Source organism: Nitrospiraceae bacterium (assembly GCA_021373015.1).
Lineage (GTDB): Bacteria > Nitrospirota > Thermodesulfovibrionia > Thermodesulfovibrionales > UBA1546 > JAJFTJ01.
In genome coordinates, this window is the sequence record JAJFTJ010000021.1 from 23,367 (window position 1) to 36,771 (window position 13,405).

Annotated in this window: 16 protein-coding genes and 1 tRNA gene; 11 read left to right on the forward strand and 6 right to left on the reverse strand. The window is 37.6% G+C overall.

Features of this window, described 5'->3' with window-relative positions:
* The first annotated feature begins 3 nt into the window (after window positions 1–3).
* From LLF28_08315 to LLF28_08350, 8 genes are all read left to right on the forward strand, one after another.
* Entirely contained in the window at window positions 4–444 is a 441-nt protein-coding gene (locus tag LLF28_08315) for a PqqD family protein (GenBank protein ID MCE5195432.1), read from the forward strand.
* Window positions 437–1,579, forward strand: coding sequence for a hypothetical protein (locus LLF28_08320; GenBank protein MCE5195433.1), 1,143 nt, complete (start codon window positions 437–439; stop codon window positions 1,577–1,579). The genes LLF28_08315 and LLF28_08320 overlap by 8 nt, the downstream gene beginning before the upstream one ends.
* A complete protein-coding gene (locus tag LLF28_08325; protein MCE5195434.1) occupies window positions 1,576–2,838 on the forward strand; it encodes a glycosyltransferase family 4 protein in 1,263 nt (420 codons plus the stop codon). The genes LLF28_08320 and LLF28_08325 overlap by 4 nt, the downstream gene beginning before the upstream one ends.
* Before the next feature lie 34 nt (window positions 2,839–2,872).
* Entirely contained in the window at window positions 2,873–3,544 is a 672-nt protein-coding gene (locus tag LLF28_08330; protein ID MCE5195435.1) for a glycosyltransferase family 25 protein, read from the forward strand.
* A 1-nt stretch (window position 3,545) separates the two neighbouring features.
* Entirely contained in the window at window positions 3,546–4,265 is a 720-nt protein-coding gene (locus LLF28_08335) for a glycosyltransferase family 2 protein (GenBank protein ID MCE5195436.1), read from the forward strand.
* A 1-nt stretch (window position 4,266) separates the two neighbouring features.
* Window positions 4,267–5,436, forward strand: a complete 1,170-nt coding sequence (locus LLF28_08340) for a nucleotidyltransferase family protein (GenBank protein MCE5195437.1) — start codon at window positions 4,267–4,269, stop codon at window positions 5,434–5,436.
* 178 nt (window positions 5,437–5,614) lie between these two features.
* The gene (locus tag LLF28_08345; protein MCE5195438.1) at window positions 5,615–6,409 is read left to right on the forward strand and encodes a 4Fe-4S cluster-binding domain-containing protein; all 795 of its coding nucleotides are present in this window, start codon (window positions 5,615–5,617) and stop codon (window positions 6,407–6,409) included.
* A 53-nt stretch (window positions 6,410–6,462) separates the two neighbouring features.
* Window positions 6,463–6,539 (forward strand) — tRNA-Pro (locus tag LLF28_08350).
* Window positions 6,540–6,549: 10 nt separating this feature from the next.
* Here LLF28_08350 and LLF28_08355 read toward each other — a convergent pair.
* From LLF28_08355 to LLF28_08375, 5 genes are all read right to left on the reverse strand, one after another.
* The gene (locus LLF28_08355) at window positions 6,550–7,305 is read right to left on the reverse strand and encodes an ABC transporter permease (protein ID MCE5195439.1); all 756 of its coding nucleotides are present in this window, start codon (window positions 7,303–7,305) and stop codon (window positions 6,550–6,552) included.
* Window positions 7,295–8,026 (reverse strand): ABC transporter ATP-binding protein, encoded by a 732-nt coding sequence (locus LLF28_08360; GenBank protein ID MCE5195440.1) that lies wholly within the window; start codon window positions 8,024–8,026, stop codon window positions 7,295–7,297. The genes LLF28_08355 and LLF28_08360 overlap by 11 nt, the downstream gene beginning before the upstream one ends.
* 87 nt (window positions 8,027–8,113) lie before the next feature.
* Window positions 8,114–8,998: a patatin-like phospholipase family protein gene (locus LLF28_08365; GenBank protein MCE5195441.1), complete on the reverse strand. Its 885-nt coding sequence runs from the start codon at window positions 8,996–8,998 to the stop codon at window positions 8,114–8,116.
* Between the two features lie 46 nt (window positions 8,999–9,044).
* Window positions 9,045–9,320, reverse strand: a complete 276-nt coding sequence (locus LLF28_08370) for a YtxH domain-containing protein (protein ID MCE5195442.1) — start codon at window positions 9,318–9,320, stop codon at window positions 9,045–9,047.
* Window positions 9,321–9,323: 3 nt separating this feature from the next.
* On the reverse strand, window positions 9,324–9,716 hold the full coding sequence (locus LLF28_08375; GenBank protein MCE5195443.1) for a DUF948 domain-containing protein: 393 nt from the start codon (window positions 9,714–9,716) through the stop codon (window positions 9,324–9,326).
* 150 nt (window positions 9,717–9,866) lie between these two features.
* On the opposite strand from LLF28_08375, the gene LLF28_08380 reads away from it, so the two are divergent.
* From LLF28_08380 to LLF28_08390, 3 genes are read left to right on the forward strand one after another with little or no spacing between them, the layout of a single operon-like run.
* A complete protein-coding gene (locus LLF28_08380) occupies window positions 9,867–10,718 on the forward strand; it encodes a prohibitin family protein (protein ID MCE5195444.1) in 852 nt (283 codons plus the stop codon).
* A gap of 40 nt (window positions 10,719–10,758) precedes the next feature.
* Window positions 10,759–11,430, forward strand: coding sequence for an MgtC/SapB family protein (locus LLF28_08385; GenBank protein ID MCE5195445.1), 672 nt, complete (start codon window positions 10,759–10,761; stop codon window positions 11,428–11,430).
* A 13-nt stretch (window positions 11,431–11,443) separates the two neighbouring features.
* Window positions 11,444–12,550 (forward strand): DUF362 domain-containing protein, encoded by a 1,107-nt coding sequence (locus tag LLF28_08390; protein ID MCE5195446.1) that lies wholly within the window; start codon window positions 11,444–11,446, stop codon window positions 12,548–12,550.
* Here the strand turns inward: LLF28_08390 and LLF28_08395 are convergent.
* Entirely contained in the window at window positions 12,537–13,301 is a 765-nt protein-coding gene (locus LLF28_08395) for a hypothetical protein (GenBank protein ID MCE5195447.1), read from the reverse strand. The genes LLF28_08390 and LLF28_08395 overlap by 14 nt on opposite strands.
* Window positions 13,302–13,405 lie beyond the last annotated feature (104 nt).

A 13,405-nucleotide genomic window follows, 5' to 3' on the forward strand; every position in this document is an offset into this window, starting at 1 on the left:
TTTATGTTTGAAATACCTCAACAAGTTATACACGAAGCGATTGCCGGTGAAACTATGGTTGTAAGACTCGATACTGGGAACTACTATAGCTTCAATAGTACCGGGGGTTTGATCTGGGCGCTTATTGAGCAAGGCGCATCTCTCGATCAAATAGTCAGCGAATATTCAAAAACTTTCAACCTCAAAGAAGAAATAGCTAAGGAACAAATTCATCTTTTCATCGAAGAAATTATAAAAGAAGGATTACTTTTTCCTGCTGACAAATCACTAAATACAATTCATAAAGACAAGTTCAAAAGCGTTCCATACCTTGATACTTCATTTGAACCTCCGGTTTTAAACAAATATTCTGACATGCAGGAGTTGCTTATACTCGATCCCATACACGATGTGAGCGAAGCTGGTTGGCCAAATCCCAGATCAAACAACACAGATAATGGATAAGAGAGTTGTCAGTCAGGAACCACTAATACCAATAGACACAAATAATAAGAATGAACTTCTAGATATATATTTTAATTCAGCCGTAAAATTATTCAACAGCATACAGAAAGATAATGACAAAAATTCAAGAGAACATTTCACCCTTTGCGGCAGCTCAATAGAATTAGTCTTTGCTAATGAACAACTCATGCCTTACATAATGCCTGCATTAAAACATCTTTCTAGTCTGAGCACAAAAAATACTTCGCTTAAAATATTCATATGGGACGATTTTACAACAAATACAGTTATGTCTCAGCCTCCATGGTTTGGATATGCAGTGCATAAAAAAACCGGCGATATAGAAGGCGTCTATACGAATCGCGGAGATATTAAGGGTTTTAACGGTAGCGAGATTAAAACCGCCTACAACTGGTCCGCAAACGCCATAAGCATGTATAACCCTAAGAATAGAGTTGCTCTTTACTGGACCAGAGATATAAGAATGTTGCCTGCTTATGAGACAAGCGCTCCCTTAAGGACAATACTTAATTGGTGGGCTGAAGAGCACAATTGTCATTTTGCTCATGGCGCTGCTGTCGGTACTTCTCATGGAGGAGTGCTTCTTGCAGGGAAAGGAGGTTCGGGCAAATCAACGGCAGCATTGGCATCTCTTAATTCAGGACTGCTTTATGTAAGTGATGACTATTGTCTTGTCACTGCAGATCCCTTTCCTGCTGCACATAGTGTGTTCAGTTCCGCAAAAGTCGATCCCAATAATATCTTCAGAGTAGCACACATAGCAAACATGAGAAGCAATATCAAAAATATTGAAGATGAAAAGGCTGTATTTTTTCTTTATCCTCAATTTGCCGAACAAATAACCACAGGATTTCCTCTCCGCGCGATACTGCTGCCAAGCATTACCGGTAAACATGACTCGGAATTATTACCGGCTTCGAAAAAAGATTGTCTCAAAGCTCTCACATTAAGCACCATGTGTCAGTTCCCTGGAGCGGGTAAAAAAGTAGTGAATATAATGCTTCGGCTTGTTGAAACCCTTCCTTGTTACTGGCTGCATTTTGGAACAGATTTAACACAAGTTCCTAATCTTATATATAACCTTCTTGAAAAAACAAAAAACATACAGCAATGAAGATAATAATGATAAGCCCATTCGCACCTTATCCACCAAATTCAGGTGGTCGTATTCGTCAGTGGGAATTGATAAAATATCTTGGCAGCAGACATGATCTGACCCTCGTATTTTTTATAAACAAAGGTGAGAAAAAAATACTAGACGGTGCGTTTAAAAATATATGTTCTAGAGTATCAACTATCACTCATCAACCTTTGCCTTGGCCAATGCGTATTTATAATAAGGTGCGCTCTAAAATATCTATGATTACCAATGCAGGAGATAATATATTGAAACCTACTCATCGATCTCTGCCTTGGCCAATGCGTATTTATGATGTTGAGCCTATGCGCAGATTACTAAAAAATCTCTCTTCCAATAACTTTGACCTTCTTATAACTGAATTCATATACATGGCGCATTACCGCGATTTTTTCGATGCTCCAGCAGTACTTCACGAACACAATATAGAATCATCAGTATTCAAACAATACTCAGAACTTCCTGATGTGCATAATAAAGATATTTTTGGAATCCGTAAAAATCCAGTTTTTTGGAAGGCAAGCTGGATGCACATGCGTGATTACGAGAACAATACATGGCCTAAATTCGATCTTCGCATTACAGTCAGCAAACTAGATCAGAAAGAAATGGATTCACGCTGTCCAGACGGGAAAACGATAGTAGCTGAAAACGGTGTAAACACTGTTAGCATAAAAATGCTTCCTCCAAGCAAGTCGAAAAAAATATTGTTTGTTGGAACAATGAATTACTTTCCCAATATAGATGGTGCTTTATATATGGCAGAATCAATCATGCCTTATATCTGGCGCACTGACCCTTCTATAAGGTTATGTATTGCTGGGAACAACATGCCTAAACAGATACTTGATCTCAGCTCAGACCCAAGGATAGATATAATAAGAGACCCTTCTGATATCAGCACAGTAGCAAAGAATTGTTCTGTTTCAGTTGTACCTCTAAGAATTGGAGGAGGCACGCGAATTAAAATACTCGAGGCATTTGCTTTGGGACTGCCGGTGGTCTCCACTTCAAAAGGCTGTGAAGGACTAGATGCTGAAGACAATCTGCATCTCATGATACGAGACAATCCAGAAGAGTTTGCAGCTGCAGTAACAACAGTTGTTAACGATCACAATCTTTCAGAGCTCCTTCGTAAAAATGGACGAAACCTAGTTGAAAGTAAATACGACTGGCAAAATATATTTAAATCGGTTGAAGATAGAATTTTAGATCTGACAAATTCTGGAACTTAAATATAATGTATCTGCCTTTTTATAAATATTTATTATGATAAGCGATCATTTTGAAAAAATATTTATAATAAATATGCTGCGTTCGTTCAAACGAAGGGCTTCGTCTCTTTTTCAAATAGGCAAGATGAATATTAAAAATGCCCATCTGATAGAAGCTGTTGATGGAATGTCCATTGATATCAGGAAAATGAAAGCTGAAGGAAGTCTTAAGTGGAACGATTGGGAACAAAGAGAACTCACACAAGGAGAAGTCGGCTGTTATCTTAGTCATCAAAAGATATGGGAGCTCATTGTTCAGCAGAATTTGAAAAAAGTCTTGATCTGCGAAGACGATATTATATGGCGGACAGACGCAAATGAGACTTCTGACTGGGACATTATACACTTTCACAGCAATATAAGTGTCGGCTCCGGGCAGCATAATGATATCCACAGAAGAAAAATCAGCGAACATGTATGGAGAGGCTGTAATGAAGGTGGAGGTGCAGTCTGCTACGCAATAAGTTTCCGCGGCGCAGGCTTTCTTCTCCAAAAAGCTTTTCCGATACGCTACGCTGTTGACGGTATATTAAACAAACTGACCAGTCCTAAGAGAAGTTCTGAATACCATGGATATGTGTGTTGGCCATTTCTTTGTGGACTTTCAAATAGCCCATCTGAAATCGATATTATAAATCCCCGCAGGGATAAAAATTATAATTCATAATATGAAAGCGAAAGAAGACATGATTGAAAGTCCATTGATCAGTGTAATTATACCTGTGTACAACGGTGAACGTTACATAGTAGAAGCTATTGAAAGCGTAATCACGCAAAAATACAAAAATATTGAAATAATTGTAATCAATGACGGATCCACAGACAGAACTGAAGAGATTTTAAATTCTTATAAAAATGTTAAACATTTATATCAATCCAAGCAAGGAGCTCCATCTGCCAGAAACACAGGGATAAAATTCTCGACCGGAGAACTCATTGCATTCCTTGACGCTGATGATTTATGGACAAAAGATAAGCTTGAAATCCAGACTTCAATATTCAAAACCTTGCCAGACTTGGATATGGTTTTCGGACATGTAAAACAATTCTATAGTCCCGAGCTAAAAGCATCACAAAGAGAAAGAATATATATGATAGCTGACTCTATGCCCGGATACCTTCCGGGCACAATGCTCGTAAAGAAAAGGTCTTTTTTTAGGGTAGGACTCTTTAATTCTAAGTTCAAGATTGGTGAATTCATCGATTGGTATTCTAGGGCTGTAGATTATGGACTCAAAAGCTGCCTGGCATCTGAAGTGTTATTAAAAAGACGCATTCATGATTCAAATACCGGCATAACAGAAAGAGATTCAAGAAAAGATTATCTTCGAATTCTTAAAACATCACTCGACAGGCGACGGTCTGCTGAAATTAAAGAAAGAAATTAAAGTGACTACGCGAATTAACGATATTAAAGATGGATATTTCTGGCCGACGCCAGAACAGGAGTTGCTCCTTAAGGCATCACTTCTTAAAGGTGAAAATGCCATTAAAGCATGGCATGAATGGGCAGCTTCTGTAGACTTTGATACTCTTGATGCTGGTTCACAGCGTTTACTGCCTATGCTTTACAAAAATCTTGTTAAACATAATGTGCAGCATCCTGCTATAAACATATATAAAGGATTTTACAGAATGACATGGTACAAGAATCGCCTCATTCGTAACCGTATAAACAAAGTATTAGGTCTCCTAAAAACCAATAATTTACCGGCAATATTGTTAAAGGGTGCAGCTCTAGTTCCTTTATACTATAAAGATTGGGCATTGCGTCCTATGAATGATTTTGATCTGATGGTTCAACAAAAAAACGCAATAAAAACCATCAATATCTTACAGAAAAACGGCTGGACACCTGTTGCTTCTATACCTGACGAATCAGATCTGCTGGTCAGACATGCATGCACATTGATAGATGATTCTGGCGTAGAACTTGATCTTCATTGGCACATTATGGCTGAATCAGGATATGCTGAAAATGATTATAATTTTATAAACAGCATAAAAACAATAGATTTAGACGGAGGCAACGTTTCAGTCCTCTCTCATACTGACCAACTTTTTCATATACTTGTTCATGGTGCACGATGGAATATTGTTGCGCCTTTACGATGGATTCCTGATTCAATTATGCTCATGCAAGAAACAGGTTCAAATATAAATTGGCAACGATTATTTCATGAAGCCCGCAGCAGATGCCTTGTCATGTCCTTAAAAAAAACACTTGGTTATCTCCATGAAGTATTCAATACACCGCTTCCGTCAGATATAACATCAAACCTTAGAAAGCTTAATCCTTCTCTGACCGAGCGTATGGAATTTTGGATGAACGGCAGGCCGAGAAGTCTTATAAGAGATATCTGCTATCTTTGGTTCAGGCATGTTAGGACATCCAGAAGCAAAGGAAATCTAAAACTCATGCTAAAATTTCCATTTTTTTTAAGAAGATTTTGGAAAGTTTCAGATGATAAAAGCCTTGCGGTTTTTTTAGTTCTAAGACTAATAACGAAGATAAAAAACAAGAAAAAAAGTTCATTAGGATTTAATCAATTTGCTTGATAAAACGAATATTTGGGAAAAAATATATCGAAGCATCTTGTTAAAATTCCATAATAAATTCTCTACTGCATCCCGATTAATTACGAATTTATACAATAATAAACAAAAAGAAAGTTGGCATTGTTTTAGTATATCCGATGGAAAAATTTCACCGCCTTACAGCTGCGAAATCAACGCAGTGGATTATTGTAATATTTCCTGCATGGACTGCAATCATGCAGCATCAGCAGCCGGCAGCTCTAAGGCAGATCCGGACTCTATATTTGATGCTCTTTCTATCCTCTCAAAATATTACAGGTCTCATGCTCTAAAAATTGTTGGTGGCGAACCTTTGCTGCATCCCGATTTACTTTTACTGATCCGGGCAGTTAGGAAAAGCAATATCTGCAAACACCTGGCGTTAGTTACAAACGGAATATTTTTGAATAGGATGTCAGATGATATATGGAGAGAGCTGGATGAAGTTGAACTCTCCATATATCCTGAGACAAAATCAATTCTGAAAAAATATCTGCCTGACATTAAACAATCAGCAGTAAAACACAAGGTCAAGCTTGTTATAAGTCCATACAAAAAATTTCGGATCACCTTTTCAACAATCGGAACAACTAATGCTGAACTAATAAGGCTGATATATAAAAACTGCAGACTTGCAAATCTTTGGGGATGTCAGTCTATTCATGAAGGATATTTTTTCAAATGCCCTCAATGCATATATATACCAAGAATTCTAGATAGTAAAGCTGGATACGATTATAAAAGAGATGGAGTAAGAATTACTGATTCTCCAAATATTTTGCGTGATTTATCAGAATATCTCAGCTCACAGGAACCATTGAGAGCCTGCCGTTATTGTCTTGGCAGTTCAGGCAAACATCGTGATCATAAAATGGTAAAAACTTCTGAATTTAAATATATTCATGCAAGACCGACAGAAGAGCTTGTTGATTATCAAAGATTTTTGAGGAAATAATAACGAAATCTCAATTCTTGACTTTCATACAGCATGATTTTATTATTCTTTATCGGGGCGTAGCGCAGTCTGGTAGCGCACACGGTTCGGGACCGTGTGGTCGCCCGTTCAAATCGGGTCGCCCCGACCAAACTAAGTTTCTACTTTAGAATTCTTTTTTTCATCAATTTAAACGGCAAAGGAATAAGCATCAAAAATACAGCAATTATCCATATCATGTCTGGCAATGCGCTAGATATGCTTCCTGATGACAATGACCTGCAGACATTCACAAAATGATATAAGGGCATAAAGAATGCAATATCTGCAACAATCTTTGGCAGGGTCTCAACAGGGAAAAAAATTCCTGAGAACAGAAACATCGGGGTCATGAAAAGTGTGTAAAAATAATTAAAAGAGTCTATACCCGGGACGACTGAAACAAATACCATTGATATTTCCGCAAATATTAATCCGTTCAAAAAAATAAAAGGCAGCGCAAGAAGTATCATAGGCGAATCAACAAGCCCGAAGAGCGATATAACAATGATTATTGTAGATCCATAAAGCAGACTTTTTGACGCTCCCCACATCATCTCCGCAGCTACAAGATCGTCAATATTAACCGGTGTTGCAAGTATTGCATCAAATGTTTTCTGAAAAGTCATTCTTACATATGTTCCGTAAGTACATTCATATATAGCAGCGAACATTGCTGAAGAAGCGATTATTCCAGGAGCGATATATTTAATGTACGGCACTCCGTTTATCTGCTGAACATATACTCCAAGTCCAAGACCAAGCGCTGTGAGATAGAGTATGGGCTCTACAAAATTAAGAGCGATGCTTGATTTGTAAAGTTTTGTATAAACCTTGAGATGCCGCTGCCAGACCCTGAATGCCCTTTTAACCTTCAAGCGTCCTCCCTGTCAGCTTCAGGTAAACACCTTCAAGTGTAGCATTATGCATACTCATAAGATTTTCAGGAGAGTCTATAGTTACTATTTTCCCCTTGTCCATTATAGCAACCCTATCGCAAAGATTTTCTGCTTCTTCCATATAATGCGTTGTAAGAATAAGAGTAGTATTTTTCCTTTTTAGCTGTTCGAGTTTTTCCCATACTGCTCTTCTGCTGTGAGGATCAAGTCCTGTTGTAGGCTCATCAAGGATCATAAGTTCAGGATTGTTTATAAGGGCTCGCGCCAGAATCAGTCTGCGTTTCATTCCGCCAGAAAGACTTATAACTTTTGAGTCGGCTTTTTCGCTGAGTTCTACAAAATCCAGCAATTCTCTCGCAAGACCAGTAGATTTATTTTTAAGAATATCAAAATATCTTGCATACACTATCAGGTTTTCGATAACAGTCAGGTCAGGATCAAGATTATCATCCTGAGGCATCACACCTATCATGGATTTTATTTTGCTTGGATTTTCAGTAACGTTAATGCCAAAAACACTAACATCTCCTGATGTAGGGAGCATAAAACAGTAGATGATGCCCATAACTGTTGTCTTGCCGGCTCCGTTAGGCCCGAGAAAACCAAAACATTCGCCTTTCTTTATCTCGAAATTCAGATGGTTAACTGCTCTAAAATGCCCATAGTCTTTGACAAGATTTTTTACTTCTACAATATTCATATAGTGAATATTATACACACTTCTCTGACAGGTTAATGAAGCTTAGATTTCAGGAAAGATTTTCAGTTTAAAAATACCAAAGAAATTCTAATTCAGTCTTCCTTCTTGTTTCAGGCGGTTTATTATTTCCTGAATCTTAGACATAGCTTCAAATGCAGCTTTTTCGCCTTCAAGAACTGCTTCGTGTCTTTTCGAAAAATCAGAACTTGCTATGTAGCCGACCTTGGGCTTTATCACAATATCAGCTTTCGCAAGCTGTATCGCAGAGAGCTTGGAGTACATGATGTTAATTGACTGTAGTATCGTTTCAATAGTGCTTTGAGGCAAAGTTGTATCAACATCTCCTGATATATCCACTACAATCACAATATCCGCACCAAGCATCTTTGCAGCATCAACAGCAACAGGACTGACAACGCCGCCGTCAACATACATCTTCCCTAAAATATTTACCGGTTTGAATATCCCAGGGATAGAACAGCTTGCCCTTACGGCAATTCCTGTGTTGCCTGTTCCAAATATCATCTCTTTGCCGGCTTGTATATCTGTCGCAACTGCATAAAAAGGAATCTTTAGTTTTTCGAGAGGGGTATTTCTGATTGTTTTGTTCACATAATCCTGAAGCTTCTCGCCTTTTATAAATCCATTGTCAGGCAAGAACAGATCAACAATATCGCCCTTTTCTATAGCAAATGAAATCTTCTGAAGCTCAAATGCATTGTACCCATATGAATATAGTGCTCCTACAAAACTACCGGCGCTTGTTCCAATTATCATATGGATAGGAACCTTGTTTGCTTCAAGAACCTTTAGTACACCTATATGGGCAAATCCTTTTGATGCTCCTGCGCCAAGCACGACCGCAATCTTTGCAGGTTTTGGCGGCGGCTTTATCTCATCTTTAGCAGTAGTACATGCATACAAAAAAGAAAATAAAGATAAAACAGCTAAAAACCTTGCGTATCGCAGCATATTATTATTTATCATCTTAAATAGTATGGGTCTCTACTGTTATACATTATCCTTTAAATTTCTTTTTTTCGTTCTCATATGCCTTTTGCCCTGCTTCAATAGCTGCGCTGAGAACTGTTTTTCTTTCCTCGAAAAAGTCCTTCCCCTTTTCTACTGAATCTCCGACTTTGTCTTTGATCTCATCTGCAAATTCCCTAATCTTCTGCCTTGTCTCACGACCGGATTGAGGAGCAAGCAAAAGAGCTGCCCCTGCTCCAACAATTCCTCCAAGTAAAAAAGACAGAAAAACTGAACCTGCGCCATAGCCGCTTTCATCTTTCATAATCTAATCTCCTTTTCTTAAAAAAATATTTTTAAACAAGTACACTATTGTTGACTTAATGCCGGCTCTCAGTCCGAGAACCTTTAAGGATGCGCCAGCAGTAGCTTCATTAACAACCTCAACAATACTTCTGATGCTGTGTCCAATATTTCTCAAACCTCCAGTGATGCTCCTTGCATCTCCGGTAAGCGCATTTATGTCATCGGTAATTTTTCGCAGACTTTTCATGGTCTGCTGGAATTCTTCCAAGGCTGGTTTTATTGTATCCTCAGTAACTTTTATAAAGCCTGTAACCATTTTTGCTACTCTTCGTAATTCATAGAGAACGTACAAGAGCAAACCAAATACTATAAGAAAACCAATTCCTATAAAAATCATTATCTCTGTCTGGCTCATTACACCTCCAAGATACAGCAGCAGTAAATCTTAGATAAATTATATCACACGTCATAATAAGTGCAATATGCTGGATAAAATTATCTTTAAATAAGATGTTATCTGTCATATAATTAAATGGATTTCGATTGTTTCAAACAAGGAGGAATTATGGACAGCAACAATATCATCGACATAATCAAAAACAAGACTACAAAAGGATTTAATTTAATCAAAATAATCTTTTTTCTAGTTATTGGATTAATCGTATTCCTTATTATCAACCCTTTTGTAATAGTAGGAGCCGGAGAAAGAGGAGTAGTATTGAATTTTGGCGCTGTACAGCCAAATGTAATGAATGAAGGACTTCATATCAGGATACCGATAATGCAAAAGGTCATAAAAATAGATGTGAAGGTTCACAAGTCACAGACAGAGGCAGAGTCTGTATCAAAAGACCTTCAGGACACACATTCGATCATTGCCGTTAATTATCACATACTTCCTGAGAAAGCAAACTGGATATATCAGAACATCGGAATCGGATATAAAGAACGCATAATTGACCCGGCTGTTCAGGAAGTTGTAAAAGCAATTACTGCAAAATACACTGCTGTTGAACTGATAACACAAAGGGAAAAAGTAAGATATGAAATCAAAGATTTATTAAAACAGCGTCTGGTGGGTTATAACATCATAGTCGATGATTTTTCGATAGTTAACTTCAAGTTCTCCCAGCAATTTGCACAGGCAATCGAATCAAAACAAACAGCAGAACAATTAGCATTAAAAGCACAGAGAGACCTTGAAAGAATAAAAATTGAAGCAGAGCAGAAAATAGCCAGTGCAAAGGCAGAGGCAGAGGCATTAAGGCTCCAAAAGGAAAATGTCACACCACAGCTTATAAAACTGAGACAAATAGAGGCAAACATAAAGGCAATAGAAAAATGGGACGGCAAACTTCCGAAAATTACAGGAGGTGCTATCCCATTTATTGACATGAAGAGCTTTGATAAAGAATGATTTTCAGTGAAAATTTACAAAAAGTTGATATAATTATTCCATGATATCAGAAATAGAGATAACAATTCGTCTGTTGCTCGGCGCTGTTTTGGGCGGGATAATTGGGTTTGAAAGACAGACTCATGGAAGACAGGCGGGGTTTAGAACTCAGATGCTCGTATGTATAGCGTCAGTTCTGCTTATGATCGTGTCTGAATATTATCAGCATCTAAGCTTCATGAATCCATCCTATGTCCGAGTTGATCCGGGCAGAATTGCAGCAGGTGCAATAACGGGTGTGGGATTTCTAGGCGCTGGTGTTATCCTGAAAACAGGAGCAACTGTGCAGGGACTTACTACTGCTGCATGCTTGTGGATGGTCTCTGCGATTGGACTGTCTGTCGGTGCAGGATTCTATCTTGCTGGAATATTATCATGCGGAATTACTCTCTTCGCCCTTTTATTCCTCAGAATGATCGAAAAAAAGATGCCCAAACTCATATACAGAAACATAACTATAACTGCTGAAGACAGTCTTGATATCGATACAGTCATAACCCAGATTACCGTCCCATATCTTCATATAAAGAATATCGACTACGAAAAAGACACTATTAAAAAAGAAATTACATATGAAATAAACACATCATTAAAATACAGCGGTCAGATAAAAACAATTCTGACAAATCTGGCATCAATAACTTCTATAAAAAAGATTTCCATAAAGGGCTGACAAAACCCTCCTCATGTCAAAAGTTTTTATCAGAAAAGCAAGTTATGACTATGCGCTGCTGAAACCTGTTATTTATGAATTAATGGATTTAACCTGTGGTCATTTGATAAATAAAAATTCAAAAGTTCTTATCAAGCCTAATCTTCTATCTCCCGAACCTCCTGAAACGGCAATCATCACACATCCTCTAGTAATAAAAAGCGTTGCAGAGTATACACTCGATAAAGGCGGACGAGTCTTAATATCAGACAGTCCGCCTATGGCCTCATTTGAAAAAATAATTATTGAAACTGGGATAAAAGATGAATTTAACAGAATGGATGTTGAATTCAGGGAATTTAGAAAATCCGTAAAAGTTGATATCGGAGAGCCTTTCGGTAAAATTGATATTGCTGAAGATGCCATGAATGCAGATGTATTCATCAATCTTCCAAAATTAAAAACACATGCGCAGATGCTTCTTACTTTAGGTGTTAAAAATACATTTGGATGCATTGTTGGGATGAAAAAACCAGAGTGGCATTTCAGGGTTGGGATCGACAGAGATTTGTTTGCAAAGCTCATTGTCCAGATACACAAAGCCGTAAATCCCACTGTAACCATAATCGACGGGATACTGGCAATGGAGGGACAGGGACCTGGGAAAAGCGGGATCCCCAGAGAATTAGGCATTTTACTTGCAAGCGCCGATGCCGTATCGCTTGATGCTTCTATTGCCAAAATGTTGGGGTTAATCCCTGATGAACTACCAACTAATCTGGCTGCAAGAGAATTAGGGTTAACAAAAAGTTCAATAATAGATGGTGATATCCCCAATATAAAAAAATATGAACTGCCTGAGATAACACCGCTAATCTTTGGACCGAAAAAAATTCACAGATTCATGAGAAAACATATTGTTCAGCGCCCTGTGCAGAATGAATCATTATGCAGATTCTGCGGAAAATGCTGGAAGTTCTGTCCTGCCAAGGCAATAACCGCTAAAAGCAATAGACTTCATTTCGATTATAAAAAATGCATTAGATGTTATTGCTGTATCGAAGTATGTCCTTATGGAGCATTAACCGCAAAAGGAACAGTGACAGGTAAAATATTAAGAAGAATACTTAAAATAACCTAGCAACGTATAGTTTTGTTGTTTTATGTATAAACATCCCTAAATATTTGTTCAAAGGATTTGATCTTTTCAAAAAAGGCACAGGCAGCTTTCCTCTTATGCCTAGTTTTTTAAGTTCAGCGATAATATCGTAATTACTGGCGTCTATTTTAAGACCTTTACGAAAAATGTCTGCTGCATTCTGTTTTCTGCCTGCCGCGATGTATACCCTCCCAAGATTTAAGTAAAAAAAGGGGTAAAAGAATTCTTGGCCGAAAGGCATCCGAATGTCCAGTTCTTGTATCGCTCTTTTGCATATCTCAATCCCCAACTTGAAGTTCTTATTAACAACAGCAACAAAGCATCCGTAATATGAGAGAAGGAAAGGGTCATCGGGATAAACAAGCAATCCTTCATTAAGCAATTCCAGTGCGCTTTTATGATTTTTTTTCGCCAACAGGGTCTTCACACTGGTCACATATTCTTCTGAAGACATTCTCAAATCTAATTTTTTTGTTTTCTCTTTCTTAAGCGCCTCAATCGTGAGATGGTGCTTTTCATTCATGAACTCGTGAAGCTGTTCTTCATTATCGATATCCGAAGATATTTGAGAAGTGGAAAGAACCTTACCTTGAAGATATATTCTTGTTACAACAAGAGGTCTTTTGGCGCCAGAGTTTTCTGTCTGAACCAGATATTCCTTACCTTCAATAGAAACCTTAGATGTAAGTTCCTTTACAAACTTAGATGTTAATTTAATCTTATCTTCATTCATCTATTTTTCAAATTTTACAATATATACGTTTAGAATTGCAAAAATACAATTGTCCTAACTCTTAATATTAAATAAGATATTGACATTATATTTTTTGAAGGAAT

Coding starts and splice junctions, on each gene's coding strand:
- LLF28_08315 (MCE5195432.1), top strand. CDS start 4: ATGTTTGAAATACCTCAACAAGTTATACACGAAGCGATTGCCGGTGAA.
- LLF28_08320 (MCE5195433.1), top strand. CDS start 437: ATGGATAAGAGAGTTGTCAGTCAGGAACCACTAATACCAATAGACACA.
- LLF28_08325 (MCE5195434.1), top strand. CDS start 1,576: ATGAAGATAATAATGATAAGCCCATTCGCACCTTATCCACCAAATTCA.
- LLF28_08330 (MCE5195435.1), top strand. CDS start 2,873: ATGATAAGCGATCATTTTGAAAAAATATTTATAATAAATATGCTGCGT.
- LLF28_08335 (MCE5195436.1), top strand. CDS start 3,546: ATGAAAGCGAAAGAAGACATGATTGAAAGTCCATTGATCAGTGTAATT.
- LLF28_08360 (MCE5195440.1), bottom strand. CDS start 8,026: ATGAATATTGTAGAAGTAAAAAATCTTGTCAAAGACTATGGGCATTTT.
- LLF28_08365 (MCE5195441.1), bottom strand. CDS start 8,998: ATGCTGCGATACGCAAGGTTTTTAGCTGTTTTATCTTTATTTTCTTTT.
- LLF28_08370 (MCE5195442.1), bottom strand. CDS start 9,320: ATGAAAGATGAAAGCGGCTATGGCGCAGGTTCAGTTTTTCTGTCTTTT.
- LLF28_08375 (MCE5195443.1), bottom strand. CDS start 9,716: ATGAGCCAGACAGAGATAATGATTTTTATAGGAATTGGTTTTCTTATA.
- LLF28_08380 (MCE5195444.1), top strand. CDS start 9,867: ATGGACAGCAACAATATCATCGACATAATCAAAAACAAGACTACAAAA.
- LLF28_08385 (MCE5195445.1), top strand. CDS start 10,759: ATGATATCAGAAATAGAGATAACAATTCGTCTGTTGCTCGGCGCTGTT.
- LLF28_08390 (MCE5195446.1), top strand. CDS start 11,444: ATGTCAAAAGTTTTTATCAGAAAAGCAAGTTATGACTATGCGCTGCTG.
- LLF28_08395 (MCE5195447.1), bottom strand. CDS start 13,301: ATGAATGAAGATAAGATTAAATTAACATCTAAGTTTGTAAAGGAACTT.